Here is a 23,871-nt window from a genome sequence, read left to right on the forward strand (position 1 = left end):
GACTGGTGCTCGGTGGTGCTGCGCTGCTCGTAGGCCTGAGTGATGCCATGCGCCTTGAGCACGGCCTCGGCGATCTGTGGAACGGTCAGCGCCTGGAAGATCCGCCAGTCAGAACTGAGCGCGAGGCGTGCCAGACGCGGTTCGACGACAGCCGAATAGCGCGTGCGCCGAAAGCCGGTTTCGCCCTGGACGAATGAAGACACCGCGCCGTGCACGTACCGGACAGGCATGTCGCCGTGCCAGATGGTAAGCAGCGCAGCGCGGTCCAGCACCGCGCCGAAATCGATGGCGGGATTGGCGCTGGCCAGTTCCGCTTGCAGCACGAAAGGCTCGGACAAGCCTTCCTGGAGCGAGAACTCGACGACCTCGAAGGGCTCTTCGCCAATGGCGAACGTGAAGCGAAGATCGGATTGGGTAGGCATGGCGAGCTTCCGGTTGGGACAGACCGCTCGGGTCGTCCTTGGTGCCAAAGGGCACCACCGGTTGTAAAAGCCGCCGATATTTCGTGTAAATCAGAAGAGTCTTATTAATTAAGAAAATCGATGTGCGCAAGCATGTTGCGGGTGAAGACCTGACTACTTCCCGATGCAAAAACTGGAAAAAATCTCCCCCAGCAAATCATCGCTGGTGAACTTGCCAGTGATACTCGACAAGCTGTCGTGCGCCAGCCGCAGTTCCTCGGCAAACAGGTCCAGCACCCGGTCATCCTGACTGGCATGCGCGGCGGCCAGTTCCAGATGTTCGGCAGCCTCCTGCAATGCATGCAGATGCCGTTCGCGCGCGAGCCACGGCGACTCGGCGCCAGGGTTCCATCCCGCGATTTGAAGCAGTTCGGCGCGAAGCGCGTCCAGCCCCGCGCCGCGTTTGGCCGAGATGCCCAGTTCGCCGGGACCGGGGACGAAAGGCTCGGGCAGCAGGTCGACCTTGTTGAATACCTTCAGCACCGGCGTGCGGGCGGGCAGGCGCGCGGTGATCTGCGCGTCGAGTTCGTCGCCCGGCTGGGTGGCATCCTGCAAATGGAGGATGACGTCGGCGCGTTCGATTTCCTGCCAGGTGCGCGCGATGCCGATGCTTTCGACGGTGTCTTCGGTTTCGCGCAGGCCGGCCGTGTCGACAATATGCAGCGGCACGCCATCAATATGGATTTCCTGCACCACTTTGTCGCGCGTGGTGCCGGCAATGGGGGTGACGATGGCGATGTCGTCGCCCGCCAGCGCATTGAGCAGGCTGGACTTGCCCACGTTGGGCTGGCCGGCCAACACCACATGCAGGCCTTCTCGCAGGATGACGCCCTGGCGTGCTTGCGCGATCAGCGCGGACAGGTCGCCGGCCAACGCGTCCAGGGTGGGACGCGCCTGATACTTTTCCAGGAAGTCGATCTCTTCTTCGGGAAAATCCAGCGTCGCTTCGACCAGCATGCGCAGGTGAATGATGCGGTCGGACAGGTCGTTGACGCGCGCCGAGAATTCGCCCGATAGCGACGCCATGGCGCCGCGCGCGGCCGCGACCGACGAGGCTTCGATCAGGTCCGCCACCGCTTCGGCCTGCGCCAGATCCATGCGGTCGTTCAGGAAGGCGCGGCGCGTGAATTCGCCGGGTTCGGCCAGTCGCACGCCCAGGTCGCGGCCGGCGGCAAGGCAGCTGTCCAGCACGCGGCGCAGCACGGCCGGGCCGCCGTGGCCCTGCAGTTCCAGCACGTCTTCTCCGGTGTAGGAATGCGGCGCGCGAAAGTAGATGGCGATGCCTTCGTCCAGCAGTTCGCCTTCGACAGTCTTGAAGGGAAGATAGTGCGCATGGCGCGGCGTGAGATCGCGCTGAAACAGGCGCCGCACCAATTCGGACAGGTCCGCACCAGAAATGCGCACGACGCCGATGCCGCCTCTTCCGGGAGCGGTGGCAATGGCGGCAATGGGGGCGTAAGCGGACATATCGGGGCAGATGACAAGGCGAAACAATAGGGGAATATAACTGTTGCGCGGCGCGTTGTTTGCTGGTTACTGTGGCCCCGAGGTTCAAAACCCGAAACAACTCTGGGAGATCACGATGGCATCTCGGTTTTCGCGTGTCTTGGCCTGCGGCGCTGCCGCGGTGGTGATGGCCTGTGGCACATTCAGTGCGGCCATGGCCCGCGACCTGGTGATAGGACTGAAGACCGAGCCGTCTTCGATGGATCCGCAATACCACGCGTTGACGCCGAACACGCAGATCTCCCAAACCATTTTCGATACGCTTGTTGCCACCGACGCGCAGCTCAAGCCTCAGCCGTCGCTGGCGGAATCCTGGACGGTCGATGGCAAGGTCTGGACCTTCAAGCTGCGCCCGAACGTGAAGTTCTCCGATGGCACGCCGTTCACCGCCGAGGACGTCGTGTTCACGTACGACCGCGTGCCGAAGGTGCCCAATAGCCCCTCGCCGTTCACGCTGTATCTGGGATCTGTCGCCAAGACCGAAGCGGTCGATCCGATGACGATCCGCATCACCACCAAGGACGTCGCGCCCAATCTGCTGGTCAACCTGGCGCAGCTGCCCATCATGTCGAAGAAGGCCGCGTCTGGCCCCGCCGCGGAAGGCAAGACGACGACTGAATTGAACAGCGGCGACGGCCTCATCGGGACGGGGCCCTACAAGTTCGTGTCCTGGAAGCGCGGCGCGGAGTTCGTGCTGGCCCGCAACGACAACTATTGGGGCAAGAAACCCGAATGGGATCGCGTGGTCTATCGTCCGATCAGTAACGCCGCCGCGCGCGTGGCCGCGCTGTTGGCGGGCGACGTGGACATGATCGAAGATCCTCCCACCGACGACCTGCCCAAGCTCAAGTCCGACAAGAAACTCTTTGTCGAGGAAACGCCGTCGGTGCGCGTGGTGTACGTGGCGCTGGACCAGTACGCGGAGCCCTCGCCCGGCGTGCAGGGCACCGACAAGAATCCGATGAAGGACAAGCGCGTGCGCGAGGCCTTGTCGCTGGCGATCAATCGCGATGCGCTGGTCGAACGCGTGATGGGTGGCGTCGCCCTGCCCGCGGGCAACCTGCTGCCGTATCCGATGTTCGGCGCCAGCAAGGAACATTCGAAGGCCCCCAAGGCCGATGTCGAAAAGGCCAAGGCGCTGCTCAAGGAAGCGGGTTATCCCAACGGGTTTTCGATCACGCTGGGTTCGCCGTCCGGCCGCTATGTCAACGATTCGAAGGTGGCGCAGGCCATTGCATCGATGTGGACGCGCATCGGCGTGAAGACCAGCGTGGATGCGATGGCGCCCCCGGTGTTCTTCAAGAACCGCGACAGCTACTCGTTCTCGGCTTACCTGGCGGGCTGGTCGGTGACCAGCGGTGAAATGTCGAACGCGCTGACGTCGCTGCTGATGACGCGCAACCCGGAAGCGGGCCAGGGCACGACGAACCGCAGCCGCTACTCCAACCCCAAGATGGATGAACTGGTGAAGCAGGCCTCGTCCACGATGGATGACGCCAAGCGCGCGGAGCTGCTGTCCACGGCAAGCAACATCGCCATGGATGATTTCGCGATGCTGCCCGTGCATTTCGAGCTGTCGGTCTGGGCGATGAAGAACGACATCCGCTATCAAGGCCGTCCGGACCAGGTCACCTTGGCGCAGAACGCTACGCTGAAGAAGTAAGCGCGCCGGGCGATATCTCGTGCTTGCAACCATTGTCAGAAGGCTGCTGCAGACCATCGTCGTCATGCTTGTCATGTCGGCGTTGGTCTTTGCCGGCATTTACATGGTCGGCGATCCGGTCTCGATGCTGGCCAGTCCGGAAGCGACCGAGGCGCAGCGCGCCGCGATCAGTGCATCGCTGGGGTTGGACCAGCCCTTGTGGCGGCAGTACCTGATCTTCATGAGCCAGGCCGTGCGCGGCGATTTCGGGAACAGCTTCCTGACCGGCGAACCGGCCATGCACCTGATCCTGGAGCGCATGCCGGCGACGGTCGAGCTGGCCTGTGTGGCGATGCTGCTGTCGGTGCTGATCGGCGTGCCGCTCGGCATCCTGGCGGGTTTGAAACCCGCGGCGGTGGGCTCGCGCGCGATCATGACGGGCTCTGTGCTGGGATTTTCGCTGCCCAATTTCTGGGTGGGCCTGATGCTCATCATGGTGTTTGCGGTGATGCTGGGCTGGGTGCCGGCCGGCGGCCGCGGCGACACCGTCAGCATCGGCTCGCTGCAACTGAGCGTCCTGACGCTCGACGGCTGGCTGAGCCTGGCCCTGCCCGCCGCGACCATCGCGTTCGCCAAGTGCGCGATGATCATCCGCGTGACGCGGGCCGCCACGCGCGAGGCGCTGCCCATGGACTACATCAAGTTCGCGCGCGCCAAGGGCCTGTCTGAAAAGCGTGTGCTGGGCGTGCATCTGCTCAAGAACATCCTGATTCCCGTAGTGACGGTGGCCGGCCTGGAGTTCGGTCAGGTGATGGCATTTGCCGTCGTGACGGAGACCGTGTTTTCGTGGCCGGGCATGGGCAAGCTGCTGATCGATTCCATCATCAACCTGGATCGGCCGGTGGTGGTGGCGTATCTGCTGCTGATCGTTTTCTTCCTGGTCATGTTGAATCTGGTGGTGGACATCATCTACACGGTGCTGGACCCCCGCGTACGCCTGGATAGCCGCCGATGATGAATACGCCCGCCACCGCTGCCTCGCCCCCGGCGCCGACGAAAGAGCAGTCGCCCTGGCGCCGTTTCGTGTCGGACTTCTTTGCCAGCAAGCTGGCTACGCTGGGTCTGGTGATGCTGGTCGTGATCGTGGGGGCGGCGCTGCTGGCGCCGTGGATCGCGCCGCAGAATCCCTATGATCTGGCCAGCTTGGACATCATGGATTCGAAGCTCAAGCCGGGCAGCGAAAGCGGGGATGGTTCGATGCGGCATTGGCTGGGCACCGACGGCCAGGCGCGCGACCTTTTTTCCGCCATTCTTTACGGCATGCGCACGAGCCTGATGGTGGCCACGGTGTCGGTGCTGGCCGCCTTTGGCATCGGCGCCACCGTGGGGCTGATTGCCGCGTACTTTGGCGGACGCATCGACGCCTTGCTGATGCGGGTTGTGGATATCCAGTTGTCGTTCCCGGCGATCCTGGTGGCGCTGATGCTGCTGGCCATTCTGGGCAAGGGTGTGGATAAGGTGATCATCGCGCTTATCGTCGTGCAATGGGCGTATTTTGCGCGGGCCGCGCGTGGCGCGGCGCTGGTCGAGCGCGGCAAGGAATACGTGGAGGCGGCGCGGTGCATGTCGCTGTCGTGGTCGCGCGTGTTGTTCCGGCACGTGCTGCCGAACTGCATGCCGCCGCTCATCGTGATCGCCACGATCGACCTGGCGCACGCGATTGCGCTGGAGGCAACGCTGTCGTTCCTGGGCGTGGGCGTGCCGGTCACCGAGCCGTCGCTGGGCATGCTGATCTACAACGGCTTCGAGTACCTGCTTTCCGGCCAGTATTGGATTTCGTTCTTTCCCGGCATTGCGCTGGCGCTGGCCATCATCGCCATCAACCTGGTGGGCGACCACCTGCGCGATGTGCTCAACCCGCGGCACGCGAATTGAGGACAGGGGCGATGCAGACGAACGCCGCGCAGCGATCCGTGCCGGGCCCGGCACCAGTGCTTGATGTGCATGGCCTGAAGACGCATTTCTTCACGCGCAATGGCGTGGTCAAGGCCGTGGACGGCGTGGACCTGACGCTGGCCGAAGGAGAGATCCTGGGGCTGGTGGGCGAGTCCGGATCGGGCAAGAGCATCACGGGCTTTTCGTTGATGGGGCTGCTGGATGAGCCCGGGCGCATCGTCGACGGCGATCTCAGGCTGAACGGCGAGGACCTGCGCGCGGCCACGCCTGCGCGATGGCGTCAGTTGCGGGGACAGGAGATCGCGATGATCTTCCAGGATCCGATGATGACGCTCAATCCGGTGCTGCGGGTGGACACGCAGATGATCGAGGCGGTGCAGGCGCATGCCAAGGTCTCGCGCGAAGCGGCGCGAAAGCGCGCGCTGCAGACGCTGGCGATGGTGGGCATTCCCTCTCCGGAAGAGCGCCTGCGCACGTATCCGCATCAGCTGTCCGGCGGCATGCGCCAGCGGGTGGCGATCGCCATTGCGCTTCTGAATTCGCCGCGCCTCATCATTGCGGACGAGCCCACGACCGCGCTGGACGTCACGATACAAGGGCAGATCCTGTTCGAAGTGCAGAAGCTCTGCCGCGAAACGGGCACGGGCCTCATCTGGATCACGCATGACCTGGCCGTGGTGGCGGGCCTGGCCGACCGTGTGTCGGTGATGTATGCGGGCCGTGTCGTGGAAACGGGCAGCACCGAGGCGGTCATCAGCCATCCGATGCATCCGTATACGCACGGGTTGATCGCGTCGATTCCGACGCCGGCGTCGCGGGGCAAGCCGCTGGTGCCGATTCCCGGCATGACGCCGTCGCTCTTGAACCTGCCGCAGGGCTGTGCATTCCGGGGGCGCTGTCCGCGCGCTACGGACGCGTGTCTGACCGAACCGCCGCCTGTCGAAGTCCGCCCGGCGCAATGGGTGCGCTGCTGGCATGCCGGAGCGCCGGACACGTTATGACCGAAGCTGCAATCAACCCCACGCCGATCCTCGCGCTGAACGAAGTCGAACTGCGCTTCGTGCAACCGGTGGATCTGGCCGGCCGCATTGCCAACCTGCTGGGTGCGGGCCTGAAGACGCAGGTGGTGCATGCCGTGGCGGGCGTCGACCTGGCGGTCAAACCCGGCGAAGTGATCGGCATCGTTGGCGAATCGGGCTGTGGAAAATCCACATTGGGCCGCATCGTGTCGGGCATCCTGCCGCCCACTGCGGGCCAGGTGCACTATCAGGGCAGGCCCGTGCATGCCATGAAGGGCGCGGAGCGGCGCGCGTACGAGCTGGGCGTGCAGATGATCTTTCAGGATCCGTACGCGTCCCTGAATCCGCGCATGCGGGTGCGCGACATCATCGGCGAAGCGCCTGCGGCGCACGGCCTGATTGCCTCGCGCGACAAGCTGGAGTACGTGGCCGGGCTAATGCGTCAGGTGGGCTTGGATCCGAGCTTTGCACAGCGTTATCCCCATCAGTTCTCGGGCGGCCAGCGCCAGCGCATCGGCATTGCACGGGCGCTGGCGCTCAAGCCTTCGGTGATCGTCTGCGACGAGGCCGTGGCTGCGCTGGATGTGTCGATCCAGGCGCAGGTGCTGAACCTGTTCGAACAACTGCGCGCGGACCTGGACCTGACGTATCTGTTCATCAGCCACAATCTCAGCGTCGTGAGCCACATTTCGGACCGCGTGGCGATCATGTATCTGGGACGCATCGTCGAACTGGCCGATACCGATACGGTTTTCGCGCGCGCCAACCATCCTTACACGCAGGCGCTGCTCAAGGAGCTGCCCACGCTGACGCCCGGGCGCCGCGCCTATCAGCCCATTCGCGGCGAGCTGCCCTCACCGCTGGATCCGCCCTCCGGTTGCGCGTTTCACCCCCGATGTCCCCACGCGATGCCGCGCTGCAAAACGGAACGCCCGCTCCTGCGGGAAGTCGCGCCGGGCCAGTTCAGCGCCTGCCATTTGAACGATGGCGCCTGACCTGCGCCGAAAAAGGGCTGGACGCGGGGCGCGGGGCGGCGCGAGAATTCCCGCACCAGCAAGCCTTTTACGCCTGCGCCATCCATCCACCCAGACAGCTTATCCACAGCCATGAAAACCATTGCCGAAATCGAACGCGTACACGGGGACCTGACTGCGCTGAGGCGCGATATCCATGCCCATCCCGAACTGGCGTTTCAGGAAACGCGCACTTCCAACCTGGTGGCCGAGCGCCTGCGCGGCTGGGGACTGGAAGTCCACACGGGGCTGGGGAAAACCGGGGTGGTGGGCATTCTGCGCGCCGGCAGCGGCGGCAAGACCATCGGCCTGCGCGCCGACATGGATGCGCTGCCGATGCCGGAGCACAACCGGTTTGCCCACAAGTCCACGATCAGCGGGCGCATGCATGGCTGCGGCCACGATGGGCACACGACGATGCTGCTGGGCGCTGCGCAGTATCTGTCGACGCATCGCAATTTTGACGGCACCGTGGTGTTCATCTTCCAGCCGGCCGAGGAAGGCGGCAACGCCGGCGCGCGCGCCATGATGCAGGACGGGCTGTTCGACAAGTTCCCCTGCGATGCGGTCTTTGGCATTCACAACATGCCCGGCATGCCGGTGAATCAGTTCGGGTTCCGCTCCGGTCCCACGATGGCTTCGAGCAACCGCTGGGACATCGTCATCAAGGGTGTCGGTGGCCACGCCGCGCAGCCGCATTCGTCGGTCGACCCCATCATCGTGGCCGCCGACATGGTGCATGCGCTGCAGACGGTCATTTCGCGCAGCAAGAATCCGCTGGAGCAGGCGGTGCTGTCGATCACGCAGATCCACGCAGGCGATGCCTACAACGTGATTCCCGGCGAAGCCGTGCTGCGCGGCACGGTGCGCACGTATTCGGTGGACACGCTGGACAAGATCGAAGCCGACATGCGGCGCATCGCGACCACCTTGCCGCAGGTGTATGGCGGCACGGGCGAGCTGGATTTCGTGCGTGCGTATCCGCCGCTGGTGAACTGGGAAAAGGAAACTGCCTTTGCGGCGAAGGTCGCCGAAGACGCCTTTGGCGCGGAGAACGTGCTGCGCGACATGCCGCCGTTCATGGGGGCGGAAGACTTTTCGTTCTTCCTGGAATCCGTGCCGGGCTCGTATTTGTTCCTGGGCAATGGCGACGGCGACCACCGCATGGAAACCTATCACGGCATGGGTCCGTGCCAGCTGCACAATCCGAATTACGACTTCAACGACGCGTTGCTGCCGGTGGGCGCGACGTATTGGGTGAAGCTGGTCGAGGCGTTCTTGCCGGCCCGGTAACGACCGATCCGCTATTTGTTTATGTGCGGTTGGCCATGAAGCCGCGGGGCGCCCCCGCGGCTTTTTGCTATATGACGTAGAGCTTTGATCAAACGCCGATAACTTCGTTTGAGATGGATGGCGGCGTTTTCATAATCGGTCGTTCCTGCCATGCCGATAAGGCGAACCGGAGCGACCGATGTCCCAGAGCAATGCCTTGCGGCGCGAAGCGCACGCCGCCTCCCAACCTGACACGCAAACGTTTGACGTGCGCCCTCTGCCCGGTCCGCTGGGCGCGGAGGTCATCGGCCTGGACCTGTCGCGTGAACTGGCGCCTGCCGATTTTGCCCGCGTGCACAAGGCCCACCTGGACCATCACCTGCTGGTGTTTCGCGACCAGCGCGTCACGCCGCAGCAGCACATCGATTTCAGCCGCCGCTTCGGCCGCCTGATGATCCACGTGCTGCACCAATTCCATTTGCCCGGTCATCCGGAGATCCTGACGGTCTCGAACATTGTTGAGGACGGCAAGCCCATCGGTCTGGGCGACGCGGGCAAATACTGGCATTCGGATATCTCGTACAAGGAACTGCCCAGCCTGGGTTCGCTGCTGCACGCGCAGGAACTGCCTGCCGAGGGCGGAGACACCTTGTTCGCGAACATGCATCTGGCCTACGACACGCTGCCGCAGGCGCTCAAGAACGCCATCGACGGCAGGCGCGGCGTGCATTCCTATCTGGCGCAATACGGCCAACTGCAGAAGGAAGGCAACTGGCGCCCAAATCTGAGTGCCGCGCAGATTGCGCAGGTGCAGGAGGTGGTGCATCCGGTGGTCCGCACGCACCCCGAGAACGGCCGGCGCGCGCTGTTTGTGAGCGAAGGCTTCACGACCCGGATCGAGGGCCTGCCGGACGACGAAAGCCGCGCGCTGCTGAACGAGTTGTTTATCCACAGCGTGCGTCCAGAGCATATCTACCGCCATCAGTGGCAGCCGCATGACCTGGTGTTCTGGGACAACCGGTCGCTGATCCACCTGGCCGGCGGCACGCCCGATCACCTGCGCCGCAAGCTCTACCGCACGACGATCGAGGGCGATGCGCCCTTCTGACGCCGCGCTCGTGACCTCACACCACTTATCCACAAGGAACGCCATGCGTTTGACCTCCACGCTACGGGATCGACTGGTCCAGACCGCCACGGGCGCCGGCCTGGCGCTGATGCTCGCCGTGCTGGCGCTGGCTTCGCCCACGCCCGCCCAGGCCGAAGGACGCATCCGGATTGCCGAGCAATACGGCATCGTCTATCTGCTGCTGAACGTCGCACGGGACCAGCAGCTGATCGAAAAGCACGGCAAGGCCGAAGGTGTGGATATCTCGGTCGAATGGGCCAAGCTGTCCGGCGGCGCGGCCGTGAACGATGCGCTGCTGTCCGGGGCTGTGGATATCGCGGGGGCGGGTGTGGGACCGTTGCTGACGATCTGGGATCGCACGCACGGCAAGCAGAACGTGAAGGGCGTGGCGTCGCTGGGCAACTTCCCATACTACCTGGTGACCAACAATCCGAACGTGAAGACGATTGCCGACTTCACGGACAAGGATCGCATCGCCGTGCCCGCGGTGGGGGTATCGGTGCAATCGCGTGTGCTGCAACTGGCATCGGCCAAGCTGTGGGGCGATGCGCATTACAACAAGCTGGACAAGATCTCGGTGGCACTGCCGCACCCGGACGCGGCGGCGGCCATCATCGCCGGCGGCACGGAAATCACGGGCCATTTCGGCAACCCGCCCTTCCAGGAGCAGGAACTGGCCGAGAACCCGAAGGCACGCATCGTGCTCAATTCGTACGACGTGCTGGGCGGGCCCAGTTCGTCTACCGTGCTGTTCGCCACCGAGAAATTCCGCCGCGAGAATCCCAAGACCTACAAGGCCTTCCAGGAAGCCTTGAAGGAGGCGGCCAGCTTTGCGGCGGCCAATCCGGAACAGGCGGCCGACATCTATCTGCGGGTCACGGGCGCCAAGCAGGATCGCGACTTCCTCATCAAGGTCATCAAGAATCCCGATGTGCAGTTCAAGCTGGCGCCGCAGAATACGTACGCGCTGGCGCAGTTCATGCACAAGGTCGGCGCGATCAAACATGCGCCGGCAAGCTGGCGCGACTACTTCTTCGACGATCCCGTCACGGCGCAGGGAAGCTGACATGGCCGTGAGCCGCGCCACCCCTGTGGATAACGTTGATCGGCCCTCGCCTTTGCTGGCTGTGGATAAGGTGTCGATCGAATATAAGACGCGCGAACGGCGCGTGCGGGCGACGCATCAGGTCAGTTTCGACGTGCATGGCGCCGAGCGATTCATCCTTTTGGGGCCGTCCGGCTGCGGGAAATCGACGCTGCTCAAGGCGATCGCCGGATTCATCGAACCGACCGAGGGACGGATCGCGATCGACGGCAAGACGATTCAGGGGCCGGGCCCGGACCGCATCGTGGTGTTCCAGGAATTCGACCAGCTGCCGCCGTGGAAGACGTTGCGCCAGAACGTGGCGTTTCCGCTGGTGGCGTCGCGCAAGCTCAATCGGCGCGAGGCCGACGAACGGGCGATGCACTACCTGGACAAGGTCGGGCTGGCGGCGTTTGCCGATGCGTATCCCCACACGCTTTCCGGCGGCATGAAGCAGCGCGTGGCCATTGCGCGAGCGCTGGCCATGCAGCCGCGCGTGCTGCTGATGGATGAGCCGTTTGCCGCGCTGGATGCGCTGACGCGGCGGCGCATGCAGGAGGAACTGATGGCGCTGTGGGACGACGTGCGGTTCACGCTGCTGTTTGTCACCCATTCCATCGAAGAGGCGCTGGTGCTGGGCAGCCGCATTCTGCTGCTCTCCCCGCATCCGGGCCGTGTGCGCGCCGAACTGAATGCGCACAGCTTTGACCTGCACAGCCAGGGATCGGCCGCCTTTCAATCGGCGTCGCGCCGCATTCACGACCTGTTGTTCGATACCCCGCCGCTGGCTCAGGCCGCGCGCGCGGCGGCATGAAGGAGCGCGCATGAGCATCGGCCATGCCGGATCGGCGTTCACCCGCCCCGAGGTGGAATACGACCTGCCGCCCCTGCCCCCGCAAGCCGCCGAGACGCCGCTGCCGTGGCACGAACGGCTGTGGCAGCATGCCGCCCTGCGCAAGGGCGTGATCCTTGCCCTGTTGGCGGTGGTGTGGGAACTGGCGGCGCGCTATACCGACAACGACCTGCTGTTGCCCGGCGCCTGGCAGACCGCCCAGGCCTTTGTCGAGGGCGTGACCAGCGGTGAGCTGCTGGCGCGCGCCGGTCAGTCGATGCGCGTTCTGGTGCAGGGCTACCTGGCGGGTGTCGTGCTGGCCTTTGTGCTGACGACGCTGGCGGTGTCCACGCGGTTCGGCCGCGATCTGCTGTCCACACTGACCGCGATGTTCAATCCCCTGCCGGCGATCGCCCTGTTGCCGCTGGCGTTGCTGTGGTTCGGGTTGGGCGAAGGCAGCCTGGTGTTCGTGCTGATTCACTCGGTGCTATGGGCGTTGGCGCTGAACATGTATGCGGGCTTTCTGGGAGTGTCTGACACCCTGCGGATGGCGGGGCGCAATTACGGGCTGACCGGGTTGCGCTATGTGCTGCAGATTCTGGTGCCGGCCGCGCTGCCCGCCATTCTGGCCGGGTTGAAGATCGGCTGGGCGTTTGCGTGGCGCACGCTGATCGCCGCCGAACTGGTGTTTGGCGCATCCAGCGGCAAGGGTGGATTGGGCTGGTACATCTTTCAGAACCGCAACGAGTTATACACAGACCGGGTGTTCGCAGGTCTGGCCGCGGTGGTCATCATTGGGCTGCTTGTGGAAAACCTGGCGTTCGATACGCTGGAACGGCTGACGGTTCGGCGTTGGGGGATGCAGCGGTGATTGTTGCAGTGATCGAGCGATCAGAATGAAAAAGGGGGCGGCCATGATGCCGCCCCTTTTTTTCATGGTTGGCGCGTAACGTTTACAGCTTCAGCCCCAGCGCCTTGGCCACGCCTTCGGCATAGGCCGGGTCGGCCTTCTTGAAGTGATCCAGCTGGCGGCGCTGGATGACTTCGGGCACGCCCGCCATGTGGCGGCCGATGTTGCCAAAGAGCTGCTCCTGCTGCGCCGGCGTCATCAGGCGGAACAACGCGCCCGGCTGCGAGTAGTAGTCGTCGTCGACGCGATGGTTCCAGCGGGCCGCGGCCTGGCCGTCCAGCGCCAGCGGCGGTTCGGCGGCAGACGGGGTTTCCTTCCACTCGCCCGCGCTGTTGGGCTCGTAGTTGATGGTGGCCCCGGCGTTGCCGTCCACGCGGCCCGCGCCGTCGCGATGGAAGCTGTGGAACGGGCACTTGGGCGCGTTCACCGGGATCTGGTGATGGTTGATGCCCAGGCGATAGCGGTGCGTGTCGCCATACGAGAACAGGCGCCCCTGCAGCATCTTGTCCGGCGAGAAGCCGATGCCCGGCACCACGTTGGCCGGCGTGAACGCGGCCTGCTCGACCTCGGCAAAGTAGTTTTCGGGGTTGCGGTTCAGTTCCAGCACACCGACTTCGATCAGCGGATAGTCGCCATGCGGCCAGACCTTGGTCAGGTCGAAGGGGTTGATGTGATACGTCGCTGCTTCGGCCTCGGGCATGATCTGCACCTTCAGCGTCCACTTCGGGAAGTTGCCCTCTTCGATGTTCTGGAACAGGTCGCGCTGCGAGCTTTCGCGGTCATGGGCGACGACCTGCGCGGCTTCCTCGTCCGTCAGACAGGCGATGCCCTGCTGCGACTTGAAGTGGAACTTCACGTAGAAGCGCTCGTTGTTGGCGTTGATGAAGCTGAACGTGTGCGAGCCGAATCCGTGCTGTTGGCGCAGGTTGGCGGGGATGCCGCGATCGCTCATCAGCGTGGTGACCTGATGCAGCGATTCGGGGTTGAGCGACCAGAAGTCCCAGGCGGCCGTGGCGTTGCGCAGGTTGGTCTTGGGATCGCGCTTCTGGGTGTGGATAAAGTCGGGGAACTTCAGGGGGTCGCGGATGAAGAAGACCGGCGTGTTGTTGCCCACCAGGTCCCAGTTGCCTTCCTCGGTGTAGAACTTGATCGCAAATCCGCGCACGTCGCGTTCGGCGTCGGCGGCGCCGCGTTCGCCGGCGACCGTCGAAAAGCGCAGAAACAGCGGGGTCTGCTTGCCGACCTGGGAAAAGATCTTGGCGCGGGTGTAGCGGCTGATGTCGTGGGTGACGGTAAAGGTGCCGTAGGCGCCGGAGCCCTTGGCATGGACGACGCGCTCGGGGATGCGTTCGCGGTCGAAGTGGGCAAGTTTTTCAATGAGCCAGAAATCTTCCAGCAGGGCGGGACCGCGGGGGCCGGCGGTCAAGGTGTTGTTGTTGTCCGGCACTGGGGCGCCCGAGGCGGTGGTCAAAGGCTTCTTGTCGGTCATGGCACACTCCCTAAGTCATTCCTGGATGTCGCGGATCCGCCTTGCGGGCCGCGCGCGTTGCAGCAAAAACTCCGGCGCACAGGACGCCGGAGGGCAAATTCAGAGCCATCATAGGTGCCATGGTTGGCTGTGTGAAGTTGATTGATCCTGCTTTGCCGATAAGTAATACCTATGTATAGGCCTCGTGGGCATGGAAAGTGCTGAATGTGCCTTCCGCGTTTCGATCGCAACGGGCAAAAAAAACCGGCCTCGAAAGGCCGGTTTCTTGTTTCTGAAGGGCGATCAGCGATTGGCCGCCACTTCCGATTTCTTCTGGATGGCGCGGGTGATGGACCACTGCTGCGCGATCGACAGGATGTTGTTGACGCACCAGTACAGCACCAGGCCGGCCGGGAAGAAGAACATCATCCCGCCGAACACCAGCGGCATGATCATCATGACCTTGGCCTGGATGGGATCCGGCGGCGTCGGGTTCAGTTTGATCTGCAGGAACATGGTGGCCATCATGATGGCGGGCAGAATGAAGAACGGATCGCGAACGGACAGGTCGTGCACCCACAGGATCCACGGCGCGCCGCGCATTTCCACGCTGGCCAGCAGCACCCAGTACAGCGAGATGAACACCGGAATCTGAACCACCATCGGCAAGCAGCCGCCCAGCGGGTTGATCTTTTCGGTGCGGTACATCTCCATCATGGCCGCATTGAGCTTCTGCTTGTCGTCGCCGTACTTTTCCTTCAGGGCCTGCAGGCGCGGAGCCACCTGCTTCATGCGGGCCATCGAGCGGTAGCTGGCGGCGGCCAGGGGGTAGAACACGGCCTTGATCAGCACGGTCAGCGCGACGATCGTCCAGCCCCAGTTGCCCAGGATGGAATGCAGCCAGGTCATCAGCGTGAAGAGCGGCTTGGCGATGATGGTCAGCCAGCCGTAGTCGACCACCAGTTCCAGGCCCGGGGCCAACGCGGCCATGGCCTTCTGGTCCTGCGGACCGACCCACAGGTGCGAGTCGACACGCGCGGCAGCGCCCGGGGCGATCTCGCCGACGGCTTCGATGCTGCGACCGGCGTACAGGTTCGGCTGGACTTCGAGCAGTTCGTTCGTGCGCGGCTTGCCTTGCGGGGGCACCCAGGCCGTGGCGAAGTAGTGCTGGACCACGGCGATCCAGCCGTTGTCCGCCTGCTTGATGTAGCTGGCCTTCTTCTTTTGGATGTCGCTGAACGTGCTCTTCTGGAACTTGTCCTGTTCCGAGTAGACGGCAAAGCCCGTGAACGTGTGATAGAAGCTGGACGTATCGGCCGGATCGTTGCCGTCGCGCTCGATCTGCAGATACAGGGACGGGGCCACGGGGGCGGCGCCGACGTTGGCCAGGTCATGGCGCACGTCGATGTCGTAGCGGCCGCGATGCAGGGTGAACGTCTTGGTGACCTTCACGCCGCCGGATTCGCCTTCGAACGTGACGACCAGGTTGTCGCCGGTCAGTTCGCGTTCTTGCGAGACCAGGCGGAACGGCGTCTGGTGCGTGGGGAAGCTCTGGCCGCTGGGTGCGCCGACCACGCCGGTCTGCACCACGTAGTTCAGGCCCGCCGAGCGGTCCAGAAGCACCGTGGGCTTGTCGGGCTGGCCGGTGGCCGGATACTTCAGCAGCTCGGCGCGCACCAGCTGGGCGCCCATCGTGTCGAAGGTCAGGCGCAGCACGTCGGTGGTGATGACGACTTCTTCGGAACGCGTGGGGACGGGGGTAGCGGCGCCAGGCACCGTGGAGGCCGGTGCGGCGGCCGCGGTCGGCGCGCTGGGCACGGACGGCGTCGCATTGTTGGCGGCAGCCGGAGATTCGGTCGTGCTGGCCGCGGGCGGGGCCCCGAACAGCGACGGCTTGCCGTTATGGATTTGCCAGTTGTTCCAAAGGAGCAACAGCGAAAAGGAAAAAATCATCCAGAGGACGGTTCGTCGGATATCCATGGTGCCTACTGAAGTGAATACGGGCCAGCAAAGCCCGCCAGTTTAGCGTCAATCGTGCTCGATGCGGTGGCTGTGGGAGCAGCACCGGGCGTCGTTGGTTCCCTTGGCCGGCGGAACCGGATCCAGTCCGCCGGGTGACCAGGGATGGCACCGGCCTATGCGCCGGACCGCCATCCAGAAGCCGCGCCATGCACCGTGGCGCTCGATCGCTTCGATCGCGTACGCCGAGCAGGTCGGAGTAAAACGGCACTGCCTGCCAATCCAGGGACTCAGGAAAAACCTGTAGAACCGGATCGGGGCAATGAGTAGAGCCTTGATCATCGCGCGATGCGCTCAAAGTGAGCGTCCACTTCGGCTCTGGCGGCGCGTTTCAGTGCCGTGAGCGTGGCGGGAGCGACCTTGCTGTGCAGGCGCACGACGTAATCTTTCGCCGGCAGCGCCAGGCGCCGATGGCGGAACGCTTCGCGGATGACCCGCTTCAAAGCGTTGCGCGTGGTGGCGTGGGCGGCAAACCGCTTGGCGATGACGAGCCCCAGGCGAGCACAGGCGTCCTGGCCGGGAGGCAGATCATTGGGAGCCGCGCTCACAATGAAGAATGCCCCTCGGGCAAGACGCCGGCCTTTGAGGGCGGCGGCAAACTCGGAGGGGCGATGCAGCCGCGCCTCCCGAGGAAGCGTGGAGCGCGGCATGGACTGCGGGTCAGGCGGTTGCGCGGAACCGGGACAGGATTGCGAGAGGTCTTGCAATATGGTCGGTCCGTGCGAAAGTCAGATTCCGGAAAACCGGAAAACTGGACTTAGACGGCCAGACGCTTGCGGCCCTTGGCGCGACGGGCGCTCAGGATCGCGCGGCCAGCGCGGGTTTTCATGCGCACGCGAAAGCCATGGGTGCGCTTGCGGCGGGTAACGGAAGGTTGGTAGGTGCGTTTCATGGACGATCCACAAAAAGAACAAAGTCAGAAGGGACCTGCCCGGAGGGTTCCACGTCGCGCTAAGCAGAAGCGGGTATCTAGGAGCATTTTTGCAACGGGTTTCGCAACCGGTGCGAAAAACGACTCTAAGACGGGGCTCTGTACCGAGAATTTCATCTCGGGCGACCTATTCAGCAAAGCTAAAAACCGGACAAATTGCTCTTGTAGGAGCGTGTCCGGCCAGCTTTCTGCGAAACCTTCTGACAGACAGAATTCGGAAAAGCCCACCATTTCAGCAAGTTTTCCCTGTCTTGTCAAACAGTTAAGGGGGCGCCATGTAGACGCTTATGGCCCTCCCTGTGGATAACCCCAGCCCAGGCAAGGTAGAATCGAGGTTTGAATAAGAGCGACATGAAAGAATTCTGGCAGACCTGCGTCAGTCGTCTTGAGCAGGAACTCCCCCCCCAACAAATCAGCGCGTGGATACGACCGCTGGTCCCGCTTGCGTACGACGAAACGCAGGCGGTGCTGCGCGTTGCCGCGCCCAACCGCTTCAAGCTGGATTGGGTGCGCAAGAACTTTTCCCACCAGATCGAAGCGTTGGCCGCGGAGTGGTTCAAGCGTCCGGTGCAGGTTCTGTTCGAGCTGCCTTCGCACGGCGCCGCGCCGCGCATGCCGGTCGCGCCCGTGCGCGCCCAGCAGCCCGCCCAGCAGCCGCACCTGTCCGCTGCTCCTCCCTCCGGCGCTGCGCCGCCAGTGACCGTCACCGTGACGACCGCGCCGCCGGCGCCCGCCACGACCGCCGCTGCGCAGGCCGTGAACGCGGACGCCGCCAACATCGTGTACGAGCGGTCGCGCCTGAACACCGACCTCACGTTCGAGAACTTCGTGACCGGTAAGGCCAACCAGCTTGCGCGCGCCGCCGCGCTGCAGGTCGCTGAAAACCCGGGCACCTCGTACAACCCGCTGTTCCTGTATGGGGGCGTCGGCCTGGGCAAGACCCACCTGATCCACGCCATCGGCAACGCCATGGTTGCGGCGGGCACCGGGGTGCGCGTGCGTTACGTGCATGCGGACCAGTACGTGTCCGACGTGGTGAAGGCCTACCAGCGCAAGGCGTTCGACGATTTCAAGCGTTACTACCATTCGCTCGATCTGCTGCTGATCGACGACATCCAGTTCTTCTCCGGCAAGAACCGCACGCAGGAAGAATTCTTCTATGCGTTCGAGGCGATGGTTGCGCAGCGCAAGCAGATCATCATCACAAGCGATACGTACCCGAAGGAACTGTCGGGCATCGACAGCCGCCTGATTTCGCGCTTCGACTCGGGCCTGACGGTGGCCATCGAGCCGCCGGAGCTGGAGATGCGCGTGGCGATCCTGCTGCGCAAGGCCGAGTCCGAAGGCGTGCCCATGCCCGAGGAAGTGGCGTTCTTCATCGCCAAGCATCTGCGCAGCAACGTGCGCGAGCTGGAAGGCGCGCTGCGCAAGGTGCTTGCCTATGCGCGTTTCCACGGCCGCGACGTGCTGACGGTCGATGTCTGCAAGGAAGCGCTGAAGGACCTGCTGTCGGTGTCCAACGGCCAGATCACCGTCGAAAACATCCAGAAGACGGTGGCGGACTTCTACAAGATCAAGGTCGCCGACATGTACTCGAAACGCCGGCCGGCCAATATCGCCTTGCCGCGCCAGGTCGCGATGTATCTGGCCAAGGAGCTGACCCAGAAAAGCCTGCCGGAAATCGGCGATTTATTCGGCGGCCGTGATCACACCACGGTGCTGCACGCCGTTCGCAAGATTTCCGATGCCCGCGCCAAGCAAGCGGAGCTCAACCATACCCTGCACGTGTTGGAACAAACTCTAAAAGGATGAACATGCAACTCGTACAAACCACACGCGATGCATTGCTGAAACCGCTGTCGACTGTGGCGGGCATCGTCGAAAGACGCCATACCCTGCCCATTCTTGCGAACATCCTGATGCGCAAGGAAGGCAACAAGGTTGCCTTCATTGCGACCGACCTGGAAGTGCAGATCACCACGCATGCCGACTTTGGTGTCGGCCAGGACAACGAGTCCACCACGGTGGCCGCGCGCAAGCTGCTGGACATCCTGAAAGCCCTGCCCGATACCGGCGACGTGCGCCTGGCCCTGGCCAGCAACAAGCTGTCGGTGCAGTCCGCCAAGAGCCGCTTTGCGCTGCAGACGCTGGCCGCCAGCGAATTCCCCACCGTCGCTCAGCCCGAGCAGTGGGACGTGTCGCTGACCATGCCGCAGCGCACCCTGCGCCACCTGTTCAACATGGTGCATTTCGCCATGGCCCAGCAGGACATCCGCTACTACCTGAACGGCATGCTGCTGGTGTTTGAACCGGGCCGTGTGCGCGCCGTGGCCACCGACGGCCACCGCCTGGCGCACTGCTCGACCGAAGCCGACGGCATCGCCGAGCGCCACGAAGTCATCGTGCCGCGCAAGACCGTGCTGGAAATGCAGCGTTTGCTGGAAGACTCCGATGAGACCGTCTCCATCGACGTGGCGCCGGGCCAGATCCGTTTCCGTTTTGGCGACGTCGAGCTGGTCTCCAAGCTGGTCGAAGGCAAGTTCCCCGATTTCACGCGCGTGATTCCCACGAATTACACGCGCCATTTCCTCGTCGGCCGCGAAGCGCTTCAGGGCAGCCTGCAGCGCGCCGCCATCCTGACCACGGACAAGTTCAAGGGCGTGCGCCTGCAACTGGCGCAGAACCAGATGAAGATCTCGTCCTCGAACGCCGAGCAGGAAGAGGCGCAGGAAGAAATCGACATCGACTACAGCCATGAAGCGCTGGACGTGGGCTTTAACGTCGGCTACCTGCTCGACGTGCTGTCCAACGTGAAGGTCGACAACATCCAGTGGTCGGTCATGCCCGATGCCAACGCGTCGGCGCTCATCACCCTGCCCGAAGACGACCAGTTCAAGTACGTCGTCATGCCCATGCGGATCTGATCCGCACTCCCCCCGTGGGTTTGTGCCGCTTGCGGACCGGATGGTCCGCGGGCGGTCCGGCCGCCAGGCCGTTCTTTAAAGCGTTATCGATACAGACATGTCAGATCAGCAGAACACCACTCCCGAGACCAGCGGCTACGGCGCTGACTCGATCAAGATGCTCAAGGGGCTGGAGGCCGTGCGCAAGCGCCCCGGCATGTACATCGGCGACACGTCCGACGGCACGGGCCTGCACCACATGGTGTTTGAGGTCGTCGATAACGCCATCGACGAAGCCCTGGCCGGCTATTGCGACGACATCGTCGTAACCATCCACACCGACAATTCCATCTCCGTCACGGACAACGGCCGCGGCATCCCGACCGATATCCACAAGGACGACGAGTTCCACCGCAGCGCGGCCGAAATCGTCATGACCGAACTGCACGCCGGCGGCAAGTTCGACCAGAACTCGTACAAGGTGTCCGGCGGCCTGCACGGCGTGGGCGTGTCCTGCGTGAACGCACTGTCCGAATGGCTGCGTCTCACCATCCGCCGCAACGGCCAGGTGCACCAGATGGAATTCCGCCAGGGCGAGCGCGTGGCGCCCCTGGCCGTGACCGGCACGACCGACAAGCGCGGCACCGAAGTGCGCTTCTTGGCCGATCCGATCATCTTCAACAACATCGAATACCACTACGAGATCCTCTCCAAGCGCCTGCGCGAGCTCTCGTTCCTGAACAACGGCGTCAAGATCCGCCTGATCGACCAGCGCCAGGGCAAGGAAGAGAACTTCGCCTTCTCGGGCGGCGTGAAGGGTTTCGTCGAATACATCAACCGCGCCAAGACCGTGCTGCATCCGAACGTGTTTTCGGTCACCACGGAATCGGCGGCCGGCGGCGTGCCGGTGGGCGTGGAAGTGGCGATGCAGTGGAACGACAGCTACAGCGAAAGCGTGCTGTGCTTTACCAACAACATCCCGCAGCGCGACGGCGGTTCGCACCTGACCGGCCTGCGCGCCGCGATGACGCGCATCATCAACAAGTACATCACCGACAACGAACTGGCCAAGAAGGCCAAGGTCGAGACGTCCGGCGATGACATGCGCGAAGGCCTGGCCTGCGTGCTGTCGGTGAAGGTGCCCGAGCCCAAGTTCAGCAGCCAGACCAAGGACAAGCTGGTATCCAGCGAAGTGCGTCCGGCCGTTGAAGAAGCCGTGGCCCGCACGCTGGAAACCTGGCTGCTCGAACACCCGAACGACGCCAAGGCGCTGTGCAACAAGATCGTCGAGGCCGCCCGCGCCCGCGAAGCCGCGCGCAAGGCGCGCGAGATGACGCGCCGCAAGAGCGTGCTGGAAGGCGCCGGCCTGCCCGGCAAGCTGGCCGACTGCCAGGAGAAGGACCCCGCGCTGTGCGAGCTGTACATCGTCGAGGGCGACTCCGCAGGCGGCTCGGCCAAGCAAGGCCGCGACCGCAAGTTCCAGGCCATCCTGCCGCTGCGCGGCAAGGTGCTGAACGTCGAGAAGGCACGCTTTGACCGCCTGATCGCCAGCGAACAGATCGCCACGCTGATCACGGCGCTGGGCACCAGCATCGGTCCGGACTTCAACGTGGACAAGCTGCGCTACCACCGCCTCATCATCATGACTGACGCGGACGTCGACGGCGCGCATATCCGCACCCTGCTGCTCACGCTGCTGTACCGCCAGATGCCCGAGCTGGTGCAGCGCGGCTATGTGTACATCGCCCAGCCGCCGCTCTACAAGGTCAAGGTTGGCCGCGAAGAGCGCTATCTGAAGGATGACCAGGAAGAAGCGCAGTTCATGCTGACGCTCGCCCTGAAGGACGCCGAGATCATCTCGGGCGGCAACATCATCCGCGGCGAAGAGCTGAACGACCTGGCCCGCCAGTACGTGGCGGCCGACGGCGTCATCGCCCGTCTGTCGCGCGTCTTCGACGTGGGCGCGCTGTCGGCCATGGCCGAAGGCGTGGAGATCAACCTGGACACGGCCGAGTCCGCCGCCGACTCCGCCAAGCGGTTGGCCGACGCCATGCGCGATCCCATCAACGGCAACGGCGTCGAAGTCGTGCCGCAATTCGACGAGGCCACCGAACGCCATCGCCTGTCCGTGCAGCGCATGCATCACGGCAACGTGCGCGTCAGCATCATCGATGCCGACTTCATCAATGGCTCGGATTACGCCATCCTGTCCAAGGCCGCCAAGAGCTTCCTGGGCAAGGTCGGTCCGCGCTCGCTGGCCGCTCGCGGCGAAGGCGACAAGCGCAAGGAGCAGCCGGTGTCCGACTTCCGCGAGGCCATGCAATGGCTGCGCAGCGAAGCCGACCGCAGCATCTCCAAGCAGCGCTACAAGGGTCTGGGTGAAATGAACCCCGAGCAGCTGTGGGAAACCACGATGGACCCGAAGGTGCGCCGCTTGCTGCGCGTGCAGATCGAGGACGCCATCGCGGCCGACGAGGTCTTCACCACGCTGATGGGCGACGACGTCGAACCGCGCCGCAACTTCATCGAAACGCATGCGCTGTCGGCGGGCAACATCGACGCCTGATCGCACGCCTGCTTGGGTCACCGAAGGCCAGCCCGAGAGGGCTGGCCTTTGGTTTTGTGGTCTCGACAGTCTTCCAGACTTGCTGCAACGGTGTCTGACACCCTGGGGAGACCGTCGTTGGTTTGCGGCAGTGCCTCAGCGGGTGTCAGACACCTGGCCTACCTGTCACCTGGCTTACCTGGCCCTGGCGTCCCGCCGTAGCGCCCTTCTACCTGGGCGGCCGCGCCTTCAGGTCTCCCATTTCCTCCAGCATGAGCTGATGCGCGTAGCGTGAAAATACGCTGACCAGCCGGGTGCGCGTGTGATACGGCGGATATAGCAGCGCCACCGTGACCGGCACTGCCGGGCTGAAGGGCCGGACTTCCACGCCGTTGGCTTCGTATTCCTCGCGTGCGGCCAGCGGGTTGATCAGCGCCACGCCCAGGCCCGCGCCCACCAGCGCGCAGACCGACGAACCCAGTCCGGCCTCGGCCACCGTGTGGCGTTCGACCTTGGCGGACTTGAAGACGGCGTCGATCTTTTCGCGCAGCGGCGTGCCGCTGGGAAAGGCGATGAAGGGCTCGCCGGCGAAGTCGGCGGGCTTGAGCTTTTTCAGTTTGGTCAGGCGGTGTCCGCGCGGCAGCACGGCCACGCAGCTCATCGTGAGGACGGGTTCGACCTGGATGCCGGGGGTTTCGCCCGACAGCATGGCCAGGCCGGTGTCGCAGAAGCCCGAACTGATCCAGTTGTGGACCGTGCTGGCGTTGCCCGAGTGGATCGCCACCATGACTTCCGGGTACTCGGTCTTGAAGGCAGCCACGATGCGCGCCAAGAGGCCGCCCGCCAGGCGCGGCATGGCGGCCACGCTCAGTCGGCTGGCGCTGAACGAGCGGATGCTGGCCGCCGCCGACTCCAGGCCGGCCAGGCCGATGAAGGTCTTTTCCACCTCCTGAAAGAAGCGGGACCCGTCCTGGGTTGGACTGAGCCGGCTGCCGTTGCGGTCGAAGAGGGGAAACTGGGTGATGGCTTCCAATTGCGCAATTAAGCGGCTAACGTGCGGCTGCGAGGTATGCACTCGACGGGCTGCTGCCGTCATGGAACCGGTCATCATGACGGCGCGGAACGCCTCGATGTGTCGCAAGCCCATCCGGGGAATGGCCATGTCAAATCCGTATAGAGGA

At 64.0% G+C, this 23,871-nt stretch carries 21 protein-coding genes; 13 read left to right on the forward strand and 8 right to left on the reverse strand.

Going from position 1 to position 23,871, the window contains the following annotated elements; translation table 11 throughout:
- Both KVT32_RS22350 and mnmE read right to left on the reverse strand, forming a co-directional pair.
- On the reverse strand, positions 1 to 422 hold a 422-nt coding region (locus KVT32_RS22350; RefSeq protein ID WP_254636990.1), incomplete at its 3' end, for a contractile injection system protein, VgrG/Pvc8 family.
- 153 nt (positions 423 to 575) lie between these two features.
- A complete protein-coding gene (gene mnmE, locus KVT32_RS22355; protein ID WP_056327776.1) occupies positions 576 to 1,928 on the reverse strand; it encodes a tRNA uridine-5-carboxymethylaminomethyl(34) synthesis GTPase MnmE in 1,353 nt (450 codons plus the stop codon).
- Positions 1,929 to 2,043: 115 nt separating this feature from the next.
- Between mnmE and KVT32_RS22360 the strand changes: the two genes are divergently transcribed.
- From KVT32_RS22360 to KVT32_RS22405, 10 genes are all read left to right on the forward strand, one after another.
- Complete coding sequence (locus tag KVT32_RS22360) at positions 2,044 to 3,630, forward strand: ABC transporter substrate-binding protein (protein WP_062839295.1); 1,587 nt, start codon at positions 2,044 to 2,046, stop codon at positions 3,628 to 3,630.
- A 19-nt stretch (positions 3,631 to 3,649) separates the two neighbouring features.
- A complete protein-coding gene (locus KVT32_RS22365; RefSeq protein WP_062839296.1) occupies positions 3,650 to 4,624 on the forward strand; it encodes an ABC transporter permease in 975 nt (324 codons plus the stop codon).
- The gene (locus KVT32_RS22370; RefSeq protein WP_056327777.1) at positions 4,624 to 5,544 is read left to right on the forward strand and encodes an ABC transporter permease; all 921 of its coding nucleotides are present in this window, start codon (positions 4,624 to 4,626) and stop codon (positions 5,542 to 5,544) included. Before KVT32_RS22365 ends, KVT32_RS22370 begins: the two co-directional genes overlap by 1 nt.
- 11 nt (positions 5,545 to 5,555) lie before the next feature.
- The gene (locus KVT32_RS22375) at positions 5,556 to 6,566 is read left to right on the forward strand and encodes an ABC transporter ATP-binding protein (RefSeq protein WP_152383037.1); all 1,011 of its coding nucleotides are present in this window, start codon (positions 5,556 to 5,558) and stop codon (positions 6,564 to 6,566) included.
- The gene (locus tag KVT32_RS22380; protein ID WP_175157302.1) at positions 6,563 to 7,579 is read left to right on the forward strand and encodes an ABC transporter ATP-binding protein; all 1,017 of its coding nucleotides are present in this window, start codon (positions 6,563 to 6,565) and stop codon (positions 7,577 to 7,579) included. The genes KVT32_RS22375 and KVT32_RS22380 overlap by 4 nt, the downstream gene beginning before the upstream one ends.
- Positions 7,580 to 7,690: 111 nt before the next feature.
- Positions 7,691 to 8,890 (forward strand): M20 aminoacylase family protein, encoded by a 1,200-nt coding sequence (locus tag KVT32_RS22385; RefSeq protein ID WP_056327635.1) that lies wholly within the window; start codon positions 7,691 to 7,693, stop codon positions 8,888 to 8,890.
- Between the two features lie 178 nt (positions 8,891 to 9,068).
- Positions 9,069 to 9,977, forward strand: a complete 909-nt coding sequence (locus tag KVT32_RS22390) for a TauD/TfdA family dioxygenase (protein ID WP_152383038.1) — start codon at positions 9,069 to 9,071, stop codon at positions 9,975 to 9,977.
- Between the two features lie 43 nt (positions 9,978 to 10,020).
- Positions 10,021 to 11,064 carry an ABC transporter substrate-binding protein gene (locus tag KVT32_RS22395; protein ID WP_152383039.1) on the forward strand — a complete coding sequence of 348 codons (1,044 nt, stop codon included), beginning with the start codon at positions 10,021 to 10,023 and terminating at the stop codon, positions 11,062 to 11,064.
- Between the two features lies 1 nt (position 11,065).
- Positions 11,066 to 11,896 (forward strand): ABC transporter ATP-binding protein, encoded by an 831-nt coding sequence (locus KVT32_RS22400; RefSeq protein ID WP_152383040.1) that lies wholly within the window; start codon positions 11,066 to 11,068, stop codon positions 11,894 to 11,896.
- Between the two features lie 10 nt (positions 11,897 to 11,906).
- Positions 11,907 to 12,785 carry an ABC transporter permease gene (locus KVT32_RS22405; RefSeq protein ID WP_217618867.1) on the forward strand — a complete coding sequence of 293 codons (879 nt, stop codon included), beginning with the start codon at positions 11,907 to 11,909 and terminating at the stop codon, positions 12,783 to 12,785.
- 82 nt (positions 12,786 to 12,867) lie between these two features.
- On the opposite strand, the gene KVT32_RS22410 is transcribed toward KVT32_RS22405, so the two are convergent.
- The 5 genes from KVT32_RS22410 to rpmH form a co-directional block, all read right to left on the reverse strand.
- On the reverse strand, positions 12,868 to 14,313 hold the full coding sequence (locus KVT32_RS22410; RefSeq protein WP_056327640.1) for a catalase: 1,446 nt from the start codon (positions 14,311 to 14,313) through the stop codon (positions 12,868 to 12,870).
- A 282-nt stretch (positions 14,314 to 14,595) separates the two neighbouring features.
- Positions 14,596 to 16,272, reverse strand: a complete 1,677-nt coding sequence (gene yidC, locus KVT32_RS22415; RefSeq protein WP_152383043.1) for a membrane protein insertase YidC — start codon at positions 16,270 to 16,272, stop codon at positions 14,596 to 14,598.
- 48 nt (positions 16,273 to 16,320) lie between these two features.
- Entirely contained in the window at positions 16,321 to 16,593 is a 273-nt protein-coding gene (gene yidD / locus KVT32_RS22420) for a membrane protein insertion efficiency factor YidD (RefSeq protein WP_056327642.1), read from the reverse strand.
- Positions 16,590 to 16,961: a ribonuclease P protein component gene (locus KVT32_RS22425; RefSeq protein ID WP_152383044.1), complete on the reverse strand. Its 372-nt coding sequence runs from the start codon at positions 16,959 to 16,961 to the stop codon at positions 16,590 to 16,592. Before KVT32_RS22425 ends, yidD begins: the two co-directional genes overlap by 4 nt.
- Before the next feature lie 107 nt (positions 16,962 to 17,068).
- Complete coding sequence (rpmH, locus tag KVT32_RS22430) at positions 17,069 to 17,203, reverse strand: 50S ribosomal protein L34 (RefSeq protein WP_006228069.1); 135 nt, start codon at positions 17,201 to 17,203, stop codon at positions 17,069 to 17,071.
- Positions 17,204 to 17,593: 390 nt separating this feature from the next.
- Between rpmH and dnaA the strand changes: the two genes are divergently transcribed.
- The 3 genes from dnaA (at position 17,594) to gyrB (ending at position 22,711) form a co-directional block, all read left to right on the forward strand.
- Positions 17,594 to 19,054 (forward strand): chromosomal replication initiator protein DnaA, encoded by a 1,461-nt coding sequence (gene dnaA / locus KVT32_RS22435; RefSeq protein ID WP_152383045.1) that lies wholly within the window; start codon positions 17,594 to 17,596, stop codon positions 19,052 to 19,054.
- A gap of 2 nt (positions 19,055 to 19,056) precedes the next feature.
- Complete coding sequence (dnaN, locus tag KVT32_RS22440; RefSeq protein WP_056327779.1) at positions 19,057 to 20,166, forward strand: DNA polymerase III subunit beta; 1,110 nt, start codon at positions 19,057 to 19,059, stop codon at positions 20,164 to 20,166.
- Positions 20,167 to 20,263: 97 nt separating this feature from the next.
- Positions 20,264 to 22,711 (forward strand): DNA topoisomerase (ATP-hydrolyzing) subunit B, encoded by a 2,448-nt coding sequence (gyrB, locus tag KVT32_RS22445; protein ID WP_152383046.1) that lies wholly within the window; start codon positions 20,264 to 20,266, stop codon positions 22,709 to 22,711.
- Between the two features lie 208 nt (positions 22,712 to 22,919).
- On the opposite strand, the gene KVT32_RS22450 is transcribed toward gyrB, so the two are convergent.
- Positions 22,920 to 23,852, reverse strand: coding sequence for a LysR substrate-binding domain-containing protein (locus KVT32_RS22450; protein WP_056327646.1), 933 nt, complete (start codon positions 23,850 to 23,852; stop codon positions 22,920 to 22,922).
- Positions 23,853 to 23,871: the final 19 nt, after the last annotated feature.

Source organism: Achromobacter sp. GbtcB20 (genome assembly GCF_019091095.1).
GTDB lineage: Bacteria > Pseudomonadota > Gammaproteobacteria > Burkholderiales > Burkholderiaceae_B > Achromobacter > Achromobacter mucicolens.